Source organism: Candidatus Baltobacteraceae bacterium, assembly GCA_036488875.1.
Taxonomy (GTDB): Bacteria; Vulcanimicrobiota; Vulcanimicrobiia; order Vulcanimicrobiales; family Vulcanimicrobiaceae; genus JAFAHZ01.
The window spans coordinates 121,414-133,508 of the sequence record DASXGW010000014.1 but is presented as its reverse complement, the minus strand read 5'-3'; the positions used below and the strand labels follow the sequence as shown (position 1 = coordinate 133,508).

At 62.9% G+C, this 12,095-nt stretch carries 12 protein-coding genes; 6 read left to right on the top strand and 6 right to left on the bottom strand.

The window, feature by feature from the left end:
- Positions 1–1,373 (bottom strand): HAMP domain-containing protein (locus tag VGG89_17485; GenBank protein ID HEY1978350.1); only part of this gene is annotated, 1,373 nt, incomplete at its 3' end.
- Positions 1,374–1,492: 119 nt separating this feature from the next.
- Here VGG89_17485 and VGG89_17480 point away from each other — a divergent pair.
- On the top strand, positions 1,493–2,986 hold the full coding sequence (locus VGG89_17480; GenBank protein ID HEY1978349.1) for a SpoIIE family protein phosphatase: 1,494 nt from the start codon (positions 1,493–1,495) through the stop codon (positions 2,984–2,986).
- Here the strand turns inward: VGG89_17480 and VGG89_17475 are convergent.
- On the bottom strand, positions 2,983–3,948 hold the full coding sequence (locus tag VGG89_17475) for a hypothetical protein (protein ID HEY1978348.1): 966 nt from the start codon (positions 3,946–3,948) through the stop codon (positions 2,983–2,985). The two genes, VGG89_17480 and VGG89_17475, sit on opposite strands and share 4 nt — an antisense overlap.
- A gap of 50 nt (positions 3,949–3,998) precedes the next feature.
- Between VGG89_17475 and VGG89_17470 the strand changes: the two genes are divergently transcribed.
- Positions 3,999–4,556, top strand: a complete 558-nt coding sequence (locus VGG89_17470; protein ID HEY1978347.1) for a cytochrome c — start codon at positions 3,999–4,001, stop codon at positions 4,554–4,556.
- On the opposite strand, the gene VGG89_17465 is transcribed toward VGG89_17470, so the two are convergent.
- Entirely contained in the window at positions 4,553–5,164 is a 612-nt protein-coding gene (locus VGG89_17465; GenBank protein HEY1978346.1) for a hypothetical protein, read from the bottom strand. The two genes, VGG89_17470 and VGG89_17465, sit on opposite strands and share 4 nt — an antisense overlap.
- 248 nt (positions 5,165–5,412) lie before the next feature.
- Between VGG89_17465 and VGG89_17460 the strand changes: the two genes are divergently transcribed.
- From VGG89_17460 to VGG89_17450, 3 genes are read left to right on the top strand one after another with little or no spacing between them, the layout of a single operon-like run.
- Positions 5,413–6,183, top strand: coding sequence for a Crp/Fnr family transcriptional regulator (locus VGG89_17460; GenBank protein ID HEY1978345.1), 771 nt, complete (start codon positions 5,413–5,415; stop codon positions 6,181–6,183).
- Complete coding sequence (locus VGG89_17455) at positions 6,180–7,433, top strand: DUF4010 domain-containing protein (protein HEY1978344.1); 1,254 nt, start codon at positions 6,180–6,182, stop codon at positions 7,431–7,433. The genes VGG89_17460 and VGG89_17455 overlap by 4 nt, the downstream gene beginning before the upstream one ends.
- A gap of 2 nt (positions 7,434–7,435) precedes the next feature.
- Entirely contained in the window at positions 7,436–7,771 is a 336-nt protein-coding gene (locus VGG89_17450) for a hypothetical protein (GenBank protein HEY1978343.1), read from the top strand.
- Here the strand turns inward: VGG89_17450 and VGG89_17445 are convergent.
- The 3 genes from VGG89_17445 to serS all read right to left on the bottom strand — a co-directional run bounded on the left by VGG89_17445 (position 7,768) and on the right by serS (position 10,825).
- Positions 7,768–8,958 carry a S8 family serine peptidase gene (locus VGG89_17445; protein ID HEY1978342.1) on the bottom strand — a complete coding sequence of 397 codons (1,191 nt, stop codon included), beginning with the start codon at positions 8,956–8,958 and terminating at the stop codon, positions 7,768–7,770. The genes VGG89_17450 and VGG89_17445 overlap by 4 nt on opposite strands.
- A gap of 269 nt (positions 8,959–9,227) precedes the next feature.
- Positions 9,228–9,497: a hypothetical protein gene (locus VGG89_17440; protein ID HEY1978341.1), complete on the bottom strand. Its 270-nt coding sequence runs from the start codon at positions 9,495–9,497 to the stop codon at positions 9,228–9,230.
- A 35-nt stretch (positions 9,498–9,532) separates the two neighbouring features.
- Entirely contained in the window at positions 9,533–10,825 is a 1,293-nt protein-coding gene (serS, locus tag VGG89_17435) for a serine--tRNA ligase (GenBank protein HEY1978340.1), read from the bottom strand.
- Between serS and VGG89_17430 the strand changes: the two genes are divergently transcribed.
- Positions 10,826–12,088 carry a molybdopterin molybdotransferase MoeA gene (locus tag VGG89_17430; GenBank protein ID HEY1978339.1) on the top strand — a complete coding sequence of 421 codons (1,263 nt, stop codon included), beginning with the start codon at positions 10,826–10,828 and terminating at the stop codon, positions 12,086–12,088.
- The last annotated feature ends 7 nt before the right edge of the window (positions 12,089–12,095 follow it).

The following is a 12,095-nucleotide window of genomic DNA, read 5'->3' as shown; positions in this document are numbered from 1 at the left end:
TTGACCGAGTCGGTCAAGTCTTTCCACGTGCCGCCGACGCCGTTGACGACGGCTTGGCCGCCGAGTTTGCCTTCCGAGCCGACTTCGCGCGCGACGCGGGTGACTTCGGAAGCGAAGGAGCTGAGCTGATCGACCATGGTGTTGATGGTGTTCTTGAGCTCGAGGATTTCGCCGCGAACTTCGACGGTGATTTTGCGCGAGAGGTCGCCTCGGGCGACGGCGGTGGTGACTTCGGCGATGTTTCGAACTTGGTTGGTCAGGTTCGAGGCCATGAAGTTCACCGAATCGGTGAGATCTTTCCACGTACCGCTAACGCCTTGCACCTGTGCCTGGCCGCCGAGCTTGCCTTCGGAGCCGACTTCGCGCGCAACGCGCGTGACTTCGGACGCAAAGGCGTTGAGTTGATCGACCATCGTGTTGATGGTGCCTTTGAGTTCGAGAATTTCTCCCTTGACGTCGACGGTAATCTTCTTGGAGAGGTCGCCCTTGGCGACCGCGGTGGTGACTTCGGCGATGTTACGAACCTGATTGGTGAGGTTACCGGCCATCGTGTTGACCGAATCGGTCAAGTCTTTCCACGTGCCGCCGACGCCTTTGACGACGGCCTGACCTCCGAGCTTGCCTTCGGAACCGACTTCGCGCGCGACGCGCGTCACTTCCGACGCGAACCCGTTGAGTTGGTCGACCATCGTATTGATGGTGCCTTTGAGCTCGAGGATCTCGCCGCGCGCTTCGACGGTGATCTTCTTGGAGAGGTCGCCGTTAGCGATCGCGGTGGAGACTTCCGCGATGTTACGGACTTGATTGGTGAGATTGCCGGCCATCGTGTTGACCGAATCGGTCAAGTCTTTCCACGTTCCGGCGACGCCCTTGACGAGGGCTTGTCCGCCGAGCTTGCCTTCGGAACCGACTTCGCGCGCGACGCGCGTGACTTCCGATGCGAAGGCGTTGAGCTGGTCGACCATCGTGTTGATCAGCTTGCTGGAGCGCAGGAACTCGCCTTTGAGCGGTCGCCCTTCGATCTCGAGCGCCATCCGTTTGGTCAAGTCGCCGTTGGCAACGGCACCGAGCACGCGACCCGCTTCCGCCATCGGTTGCGTAAGGTCGGCGATGAGCGTGTTCACCGAGTCGACGTAGCCGTGCCACGCTCCGGCGACCGAGCCCAGCGACGCGCGCTGCGTGATCCGCCCCTCGCGCCCGACGACCGTGCTCACGCGCTGCAGCTCGGCCGCTAGGCGAGCGTTCTGCTCGATGCAATCGTTGAATGCTTCGGCGATCTCTCCGTCGACACCAGAAAGGTTCAACGGAAGCCGAGCCGTAAAATCGCCGCGGCGAAACGCGCGCAGCGCAGTGAGTAATTGGCGTTGGTCCAACGCCTTAAACTCTCTCTTAGGAGGAGCTATAGCCATCTCCGACCTCCACAGGGTAGCCCTTGCTTATTCCCACCAAGCGGGCCGGTTTAATCACCGCCATACTGGGATAAAAACTAGCTGTGCGCTCGCTTGACATTTCGGCCGAGCGGCTTAACGTCGTTCTCGACCTGCTGGCTGCGGCCGGGCAGGCTTTAACCGCTTCCACGGATATCGTAGAAAAACTCACCACCATCGCCGAACTGTGCGTACGAGCGTTTGCAGACCGGTGCTCGATACGCGTGGTCATCGAGGCACTGGAGCTGGACGAATTCGTGGTAGTTGCGGGAAATCAGGCCAGTCAACCAATCGGTGACAAGGGTCGAGTCAGCGAGCGGCTTACCGCCGGGCGGCATCATCTGGGCGAAATCTCGTGTGAGACCGATTCGGATCAGGGGTTCGACGAGGCGATCCATCAAGGGGTCCGGCTGCTCGCGCTGCAGCTCGCGGCCGTCGTCGCCGGGCACGCAGCGATGCTGCGCGAACACCGCGTGGCCGACCGGTTCCAGCGCGCGCTGTTGCCCGAAGTCTTGCCGAAGCAACCTGAGTTTCATTTTTCGGCCGCGTACCGGCCGGCAAGCGAAGAAGCCGACGTGGGCGGGGACTGGTATGACGCGTTCCCGCTTCCCGACGGCCGCACGGCTATTTCGGTCGGCGACGTTGCCGGCCACGGAATCGACGCGGCCGTCATCATGGGTGAGGTGCGGCAGGCGATGCGAATGGCGGCGATCGGCAGCGAATCTCCTTCGGCCGTCCTCGACTACGTCAACAGCGCCATTCGGTTGCGCGAATCGATCGGCATGGTCACGGCGATCTTTGGAACGTACGATCCGGTCACCAGCCTGCTCACGTATGCTGCATCCGGTCATCCTCCGCCGATCCTCGCGCTGCCGAACTCGATACCGCGACGATTGCCGACCGGAGGTCTGCCATTGGGATGCGCTCCGCGGGTCGAGGCGATTACCTGGCAGTTCACGGTTCCGCAAGACGCGCGGGTCGTGTTTTATACCGACGGTCTGATCGAGAACGAGCGCGATCTCATCGCCGGCGAAGAGCTATTGCTCTCGGCGATTGCCGAGCTTAGCGGCACGGACCGCGAGAAGACGGCCGAGGCCGTTCAAGAGCGCGTCTTCGGCGGGAAATCGAACCGCGACGACGCCGCCGTGCTGGTACTCGAGCGCACCGCGCCGGTCCGCGAGTACGTTTTTTCGGCACTGCCGATGGTCTCGCCGCTGGCGCGCGCGATCGTCACGCGAGAGCTCGAACCGCTGCAGATGTCCGCGGAGCGGCGTTTCGGCGTGCTCGTCGCGCTCGGCGAGGCGATCGCCAATGCGATCGAGCACGGCTACCGAGGCGAACCCGGCGGATTGATTTTCTTACGAATCGATATGCAGCACGATCACCTCGTGCTGACCGTAGAAGACTTTGGCCGCTGGCGTCCTTACGTTCCGCGCGAAGAGCGGGGCCGCGGCATCGAGCTGATGCACGCCTTTACCGACGGCGTGCAGATTCGCTCGAGCCGCGAGTCCACGACGATCGTCCTGCGCATCAAGTTAGACGAAGCGCAGGCCAGTTAGCGCTGAACCTTTCCCGTGTCGACGACTTCGAAGTTCTTTCCGGCGATCGCTTTTAGCTGATCGAGGTCGTTGTCGTTCCAGCACGAGGCCTCTTTGCCGCCCTGGCCTTGGAAGTACCAGTTCGATCCGTTATCCGCAACCAGCATCCCATATTTCTGCATCGCCGTAAGGATAATTTTCGAGACGCGATTGAAGTGTGAGATGTTAAACGACGCTTTCAGGCGCAAGCGGGCTCCCATCGGCGGATAGTTCGAATCTCCGCTGAATGCGCCCGTGTGATGCCTTGCCGGCGTGATAAATCCAGGGTACGTCCGTTCGAACGTAACGCGGAGAGGATGATCGATCGACCCGGCCGCGACTTCTTGGCACTTGATGAGCGCCGGAAGGATCGGTAGGCCGGCGGCGTCTGCCGACGTCCAGTTTTTTGGCCATAGCTTATTGGATCCGAGGTTGAAGACGGCGCCGTTGGCAGCATCCCACGACTGTCCGGAGCTCTTCTCGACGGCTTCCCACATCTCGTAGAGCGTGCACGTCCCCTGCTGCAAGACCAGCAGATGGCGATCGCCGGTATGATAACGCGGCTGACCTTCGACTTCCGCGTTGGGCGGTATCGGATACGGGCCGGGAACGCTCGACGATGCGTATTTCAAGAAATGAACCGGAACCTTCGGCTGACTTGCCGGAACGATGTTGAACGGTATTCCGTAATAAGCTTCGTGCCCGAAATCCGGATGAAGGTTGCCCGGAAGATGCGCGATGTACGTCGAGGATTTCGGATCGACGGGATACTTCGAGATGTCCTGATTCCACCAGTCGTTGCCGGTCGCGCCGCTCGGCGGCGGCGTGGGGAAGATCTGACAGCCGCCCACGTTTTGCACGCCGCTCGGAGCGACGCGTGCGACGGCGCTCGCAGTACCGAATTGCGCTGGAACCGCGCGAACCGCGTTGCAGGCGGGTAACACTGTGGATGCGATGAGAAAGCACGCGATATGACGCATCGAAAAGCCCCCCAATGATACGCGGAATTATTGTCGGCGTGGTGCTGGCCGCAGCCGTGCTGCTCTTCGGGGGCTATTTCGGCATCGAGCGCGGACTCATGCCGGCCAACGCCGACGCCAAGCCGTCGCGATTCGAAACGTGGGCGGCCAAGACGTCGCTGCGCGCGACCATTAAGCGCGGTGCCCCCACGACACCCAACCCGTTACCGCTCGACGACGCGAACCTCGTTGCCGGCATCAAGCTCTATGGCGAGAACTGCATCGTCTGTCATGGCGCGGCTGACGCGGCGGCGTCCAACGTCGCCATGGGTCTGTATCAGCACGCGCCGCAACTCGGCAAGCACGGGGTGGAAGACGACCCCGACGGCGAGACGTACTGGAAGGTCGATCACGGGATTCGCCTGACGGGAATGCCGGCCTTCGGCCCGATGTTGCAAGAGCGCCAGCTGTGGCAGCTGACGCTCTTCCTCAAACACATGGACCATCTCTCACCGGCGGCGGACAAGGCCTGGAAGGCCCTCAAGAATCCCGCCGCGCTCGCGCCCGCTCGGCGTGCGCAGACCGGCGACTAGTACTTCCCTTGGTAGTCGTCGGCGCTCTTGTCGATCGGCGTCGCGGCGAAGATGAGCTGGTCGGCTGAGTTCTCAGGCCCCGCCGAGCCTGCGTTAGCGGCGGCCGCATATTGGGGGTTCGGGGCCGTGAACGCTCCGGGCGCGCCGCCGTACGCGTATGACGGCGTGGTGGCACCCATCTGTGGGGTTCCGACGTTCGCCGCTTCTTCGTAGAGCTGACCGCGGAACGCGTTGTCCGTGCTCAGCGTCGCCACCACGTGGAACCTGCCGCCGGGTGGAAGAGCGACGCCGAAGCCGAGATCGGCGAGCGTGGGGCCAATGTCGAACCAAATGTAGTTTCCGTCGCGACCGCCAACCACTTGGATGAACGCCTTTTGGTACGCGTTGTGGTAGTATCCGCGAACGATACCGCTTGGGAATACTTCGAGGTCGAGATGACCGGCAATCGGATACTTCGAGCCGTACACCGGCGTCACGCTAGTCGAGTAGTGATATTGCGTTGGAGCGCTGGCCGCCGTTTCCTGGGCGCCTGCGTTGGGGGGCAACGCTGCCGAAATCGCCACGACCAGCGCCAAGGCGGCCGTACGAGCGGCAAACGAGCTTACCATGCTATAGAAATCCTCTCGAATGTGGGCGGGCGTTCATCTAGGAAGTAGAGCGCTTAGCTCGCCGAGAACGTGACGGTGTGATTGAATCCCCAGAAATCGACCTCCGTGGAACTCCCGTCTGGGACCGCCCGGCCGTGGTTGAGGAGGCCCTTAACCGCTTGCCGACCGGTGCATCTCTCACCTTTATAACCGAAAACGAGCCCCGCGGGCTATCTAGTGGTATCGCGGGCCAGCGCACCAACGGCTTCTTGATCGAGACGCGCCGCGTCGCGCGCCGGGTTTGGCGCGTCAGCATGACGCCTCGTGCCGCGGCAGGCGAAGTCAAGCGCCACCCTCTGATCGCGCATTTTGAATCGTGCGCGGCATTTTCGTCCCTCGACGATGCCGCGCTCGAGGAGCTGGCGACCGCCGCGATTCTGCTGAGCGGGCGCCGCGGTGAAATGCTCGTCGACGAAAACGAGCATTGGCCGTTCGTCGGCATGGTGATCGAAGGGATGGTCGCTCGTGCCAAGGGCGGCGAAGATCTGCGCGAGCGGATCTTGTACGCGATTTTTCCCAACGAACTTTTCGGGGTTGCCGAGTACTTCGATCGCGGGTTGGAAAACGCACGCATCGTCGCGTTTTCGAAGACCGCCCGCATCGTGAAGCTTCCGTGGAAGTTGCTCGACGACATCGCGGAGCGCCATCCGGAGCTCACGCGGTCGCTTGGCGTGATCTTGGCGCAGCGTCTGCGCCACGTCAACGATACGCTCTCCGCGCAAGGGTCGCAGCCGATTATCTCGCGCATCGCCGGCGTGCTGCTGCCGTATGCGGTGCCCGAGCGCGGTCTGGCGCCTGCGGTGACGTCGCTGGCATCGATCACGCAGTCGCAGATCGCGGCCGCGGCCGGTACGGTTAAGGAAGTGGCGGCGCGCGCTATCGCCGACTTGGAGTCGCGCGGCGCGCTTCGCCGCGAGCGCGGCCACATTCGATATCTGGATCGCAATCGGCTTCTGGAGCTCATTCGAGAACAATCGTGACGATTGCCGGAGTCGGCGCCGAACGCTTGGCGCTGCTGCTCGGGTTGTCGCTCTTTTTCGGGTTCGCGTTCGAAGAGTTCTACTCCGGACAACTTCCGCGTCATCCCGGCGGCGTTCGGACGTTTCCGCTGCTGGCGCTTGCCGGCGGCGCGCTCTTTCTCCTCGAGCCGCACTACGGCGCCGCCTTTACCGCGGGACTTCTCGTCGTCGGCTCGTGGATTTACGCCTACGTCCGGCACGACTTGTCGACGGAAGATCACGGCGAGGGAACGTTCATCGTGCCGATTTCCGGCGTGCTCGCCTACGTGCTGGGACCGATTGCGCTGACGCAGCCGCTGTGGGTCTCGGTCGGTATCGCCGTTGCAGCCGTCTTATTGCTGGGCGGAAAGCAAACGTTGCACGATTGGGCGCACCGCGTCTCCGATCAGGAAGTCCTCACCGCCGGCAAGTTTCTCATCTTAGTCGGCGTCGTGCTGCCGCTGCTCGAGGGATTACCGGCGATTCCGCACACGAAAATTACGCCGTTCGGTATTTGGCTTGCCGTGGTCGCCGTGTCGACGATTTCCTACGTGAGCTACTTGTTGGCGACGTACGTCTTTCCGCAGCGCGGAACGATGTTTGGAGCGGTTCTCGGCGGCCTGTACTCGTCGACGGCGACGACCGTCGTTTTGGCGCGGCGTTCGCGCGACGAGAAGATGACGTCCGAAATCGAAGCCGGCATCATCGCTGCGACGGCGATGATGTATCTGCGCATACTCGTCGTGTGCGTACTCTTCAATGCGTCGTTGGGCGCAAAACTCGCCCCGCCGATGCTCGTGCTGGCGGTGCTGAGCGCGGCGTTTGCAGCGGTGCGTTCGCGCGGCGAAACGAAAACGGTCGCTACGTCACGCCCGCCCAACCCGCTGCAGCTGGGAACGGCGTTGATCTTTGCGGCGCTCTTCGTCCTGATCGCGTACATCGTCGGTTACGTGCAGGCTAATCTCGGGAGCAGCGGTGTTTACGGTTTGGCCGCCGTCGTCGGCGTTACCGATATCGATCCGTTCGTGCTCAGCATCGCGCAAAACCAAACGGCGGCGCTCTCGTTGACGACCGCGGCGAGCGCCATTCTCATCGCCGCGTCGTCGAACAACGTGCTCAAAGCGGTCTACACCGTTGCGTTCTCGCGGCAACGCGAGAGCTGGATTCCGGCGTCGGTGCTCGGTCTGCTCGCGGCCGCCGGTCTCGGCGCCGCATTTCTCGCGGTACGCTGACCGTGTTTCTCATCAGATGGCTCGGACTGGGAAAGCCCGCGCCCGGCATCGGTTTACGTCCGCATCGCGACGTCGAACTGAACCTCGATTACGATAGCGCTTACGCGCGCGTGCTGTCGGCGGTCGAACTCACGCTGGGTGCGAACGTTACGATCGACGATCGACGCGGGGGCTTTTTGGAAGCGGCATTCGGGCTGGTCAACAACGAACGCGTGCGATGCTCGTTCGATCGCGTCGACGCTTCGCACACGCGGGTCCGCATCGAAGCGTTTTTCCCTGCCGGCGCGATGGTGCAATCGCGTTCCCGTGCGGTCGACGCACTCGCCGATGCCCTTTAAAGATCGCTCGTTCCGCTAGGACTTCCCCAGCCGGCCGGTCCGTCGTAGCCTTGCCTAGCAATGCAGATGTAGCGCACGCTCGACGCGCACGCGCCCGTTACCGGTAGATACACGTTCGTTCCAACTTCGACGCTGGTGAGCGACTCGTGATTCTCCCAGATTTCCTGTGCGCCGTGCAAGTGATACGCGTTCCCCGCCAGCCCAATCATTGCGGCGATCATAGGTGCGGCGAGGCTCGTTCCGGCGACGCCCCCCCAATGGAACCCGGGATGCGTCGCCGTCCCGGGGATCACCGAACTGTAGACGGCAAACGGCGTTCGGATGCTGGCATCGGCCGAAATGTCGGCTTCCGAACGCATCGCGCATCCGGCGTCGTGTTGCCAGCTCGGCTTGGCGACGACCAGGCTGCATCCGCTTCCGGTAGCACCGCACGGCCCGCCGCACTCGTTGACTTGCTCGTCGTTCCAGACGACGCTCGTCCATTTGTTTGCTTTATGGGTGAGCATCGTGCCGCCGACGCAAATAATGGAGGTCCACACGCATGGGGCCGACGGGCCGCCGCCGCGGAGTCCGCCTCCGGAATCGCCGGCGCTCGCAACGAGGGCGTATCCGGATGCGGGTAATAGCGAGAGTCTTCCCGCTTCCTTTTCCGGTGCGCCGAACGACATGCTCACGATCCTCGATAGCTTTAAAGCCGTATGGACGGCGGAGAGCAAGTCGGAAAAAGCTGAGGTGTTCGCTTCGACAAGGATGATCTTGCATCGCGGACAGACGGCCGAGACCACTTCGAGATCTAGCGCCTGCTCGATGAGCCAGCCCATTTGATACGGCGGCGCAAGCGGGGGTAAGGGGTTTCTCACGCCTTCTTGATTGACGATGCGCAGGCATCCGTTCGTGATCGTGCACGGCGGCAATCCGGCGGCTTTGCGATAGGATATCAGGTCGGAGACCGCCGTGTAGTACCGATAAGCGTCGACGATTGCGACGGTCTGACCCACGCCCTGGCTCTGATCGAGACCGTACGCCGACGCCAAATCGCGCGGCCCGTACCCGACGCCGCCCGGTACTCCATGGCGCCCGTCATCGAGCGGATGCAAATCTCGGCGGACCCATGCAAAGCAGCGCAACTCACCACGCTTGCGCGTTTGCGCCGGACATGCGGGGTATGCCGCGTCCGAGGTCGCCATCGGGTAAAGGCCGCTTTCGGCCGAGGCATGCAAGACCGAGGGGAGGGAGGGGACCGACGGGACCGGCGACGACGAGCTACAGGCAGCCATCGTAACGGTGAGTGCGACTGCCAAAAAGCCAATGGAGCGGTGCGCCATTACGACTCCTTTAAACCACTTCCGAGATACGGGCAACTACGGGCTACGCAAATTTAACTGTGAAACGCCTGTGGCCGATGTGGTGTGACTGAGCTTAGCGCAGATTCCCGTTTTCGTCGCTCCCCCACCCCCTAGTGAGAGCGCTTGTTGACCGTCGCGTAGGCGATACTTTTGGCTTCGGACTCTGATTTACCGCGCGCTTCCTCCGACTCCACGATGTGCTCGGCTTGGCGTTTCTCTTTCGCGGTGTACCGGTGTTTCGACGGATTCTGCTTATTAACGGTCGCGTATCCGATCGCTTCGGCTTCGGGCTGGGAGTGACCGCGCGCTTCTTCGCTTTCTTGGATGTGCTCGATCTGGCGGTGGTCTTTTTCAGAGTAACGATGCTTTTTCTTCGGCATACGCGCATCGTACCCAGGCTCGGGGCGATACGACTCTACGAAGGTGATGCGATGCGGTCGAACTTGGTGTAGGGTTGCAACACCTTCGGAACCGCGACGCTGCCGTCGGCCTGCTGATAGTTTTCTAAAATCGCGACGAGCGTGCGACCGATGGCGAGCGCGGATCCGTTGAGCGTGTGTGCGAGTTCCGGTTTCGATTTTGGATCCCGGCGGAAACGAATTGCCGCGCGGCGCGCTTGAAAATCGGTGCAGTTCGAACACGAGCTGATCTCGCGATACGCGTTGACGCTCGGAAGCCACACCTCGACGTCGTAGGTTTTGGCGGCGTTGAAGCCGACGTCGCCCCCACACAGCGCCACGACGCGATGCGGCAGCTCGAGGGCTTGGAGGCACGCCTCCGCATCGCCCACCAAACGTTCGAGCGCGTCGAACGACGCCTCGGGCGCCGCGAGCCAAACGAGCTCGACTTTTTCGAACTGATGCAGCCGAATCAACCCACGCGTGTCTTTTCCGGCGGCGCCGGCTTCTTTGCGAAAACAAGGCGTGTAAGCGGTGTACCGGCGCGGCAGATCGCCGATGGTGAGAATCTCGTTGCCGTGCATCGCGGTGAGGGGAACCTCCGCGGTCGGAATCATGAAGAGATCCGCGTCCGCATCGGCAAACATCGCGTCGGCAAACTTGCTGAGTTGGCCGGTCGACCACATCGTGGAACGGTTGACGAGCAGCGGCGGATTCACTTCGACGTATCCCGCTTCGATCGCGCGATCTAGGAAGAAGTTGACGAGTGCACGCGACAGTCGCGCGCCCGCGCCCCGCAGCAGCGCAAAGCGGCTTCCCGAGAGTTTTGCGGCACGCTCGAAGTCGACGATGTCGAGTCCTTCGCCGACTTCCCAATGCGGTTTAGGCGTAAAATCGAACGCGCGCGGCGTGCCCCAGACGCGCACTTCGACGTTGTCGGCTTCAGTCGTGCCTTCGGGAACCGAATCGTCGAGAAGGTTCGGCGTATTCTCCAACAGATCGCGCAGCGGCGAGCCCGGCGTATCGGGTGCAAGCGCTTTCGCGCGCCCCTCGCGTTGCGAAATCGTGACGCTCAACTCGTCGATCCGTGGGCGCAGTTCGCGCGCTGCGGCAGCCTTGTCGACGGCTTTTCCGATCTCCGCGGAGAGCCGATTTTTCTCGGCTTGCGCCTGCTCGACTGTGGAAAGCGCCGAGCGGTACTCCACGTCGTAGCGCAGAACGTCATCGACGAACGACGGGTCGTGCCCGCGGCGACGGGCCGACCGTCGAACGCGATCGGGATCGCGGCGAACGACGACGATATCGAGCATATGGAAAAACGCGCCATTACGCGCTCTGCAAAGGCACTCCTACCGGGCCGAGGTTTCGACGAAGAAAAGCTCGTCGCGCCGCGCCAGGCTATCGTTACGTTTTTCTCGCACGTCACCGTGCCGCCGCCGGACACCGAGCGCGTCCCGTTCGAGCGCGCGTTCGGGCGCGTTTTGGCCGAAGATGCGATTGCCGACGACGATTATCCCAGCGTTGTGCGTTCGGCGATGGATGGTTTCGCCGTCGCAGCCGCGTCGACGCCTGGCTCGCTGCGAATCGCCGGCGACGTGCGGATGGGCCATAGTGAGACGTCGCTGGCCGGCGGATGCGCGGTGCGAATACCGACCGGCGGCGCGCTTCCCGAGGGATCCGATGCCGTCGTTCCGATCGAGAACGCGACCGTTTCGAACGGAACCGTTCGCATCGACACCGCCGTCGAAAGCGGCGAAAACGCGATCGAGATGGGTGCCGACATGCGTCGCGGCGAGCGCGTTCTGCGTGCCCGGCTTCGTATCGGATCGCCGCACGTCGGTCTTTTTGCGGCGCTCGGTATGACCGACGTTGCGGTGTACCGTCAGCCGCTGGTCGGCGTGCTTTCTTCGGGCGACGAAATCGTGCCGCCCTCGCAACGCCCGCGGCCGGGCGAAGTGCGCGATTCCAACCGCTACGCAATCGCGGCGTCGTTAACCGCGATGGGCGCGCGCGTTCGTCACTTTCCGACGCTGGCCGATGAAGAGCGCGCCTTCAACGATGGGTTGCGCACGGCACTCGACCAATGCGACGCCGTCGTGGTTACCGGCGGGTCGTCGGTCGGCGAACGCGACCGGCTCCCGGGCGCGGTTGCTGCGCTAGGCGAGCCGGGCGTCGTGGTTCACGGCCTGCGGCTGCGGCCCGGAAAACCGTTGCTGCTGGGCGCTTTGGGCGCAAAACCCATTCTGGGTCTGCCCGGAAATCCGACGTCGGCGCTGATGATGCTCGAAGCGGTGGCGGCGCCCATCGTGGCAGCGCTGACCGGCGCGCCGATCGTTGCGCCGTCGCTGCGAGCCCGCCTGGCCGCGCCCTTGCGCGGCCGGTCCGGCTGGACGTGGTACGTCCCGGTTGCGCTCGAAGATGAGGCTGGGGCCCCCGTGGCGCATCCACTCCCTCTACGCTCGTTTTCGGTGAGCTTGACGGCGCGCGCCGGGGGATACGTCATCATGGACGAGCGCGACGACCATTGGGCTGAAGGGGCGATCGTAACGGTCCACCGTTTCATCGGAAGTTGAAAGGAAC

Bases quoted from the DNA above. Each gene is read 5' to 3' on its own strand.
- VGG89_17470 (HEY1978347.1), top strand. From the start codon at position 3,999: ATGATACGCGGAATTATTGTCGGCGTGGTGCTGGCCGCAGCCGTGCTG.
- VGG89_17465 (HEY1978346.1), bottom strand. From the start codon at position 5,164: ATGGTAAGCTCGTTTGCCGCTCGTACGGCCGCCTTGGCGCTGGTCGTG.
- VGG89_17445 (HEY1978342.1), bottom strand. From the start codon at position 8,958: ATGGCGACCTCGGACGCGGCATACCCCGCATGTCCGGCGCAAACGCGC.
- VGG89_17440 (HEY1978341.1), bottom strand. From the start codon at position 9,497: ATGCCGAAGAAAAAGCATCGTTACTCTGAAAAAGACCACCGCCAGATC.
- serS (HEY1978340.1), bottom strand. From the start codon at position 10,825: ATGCTCGATATCGTCGTCGTTCGCCGCGATCCCGATCGCGTTCGACGG.
- VGG89_17430 (HEY1978339.1), top strand. From the start codon at position 10,826: ATGGAAAAACGCGCCATTACGCGCTCTGCAAAGGCACTCCTACCGGGC.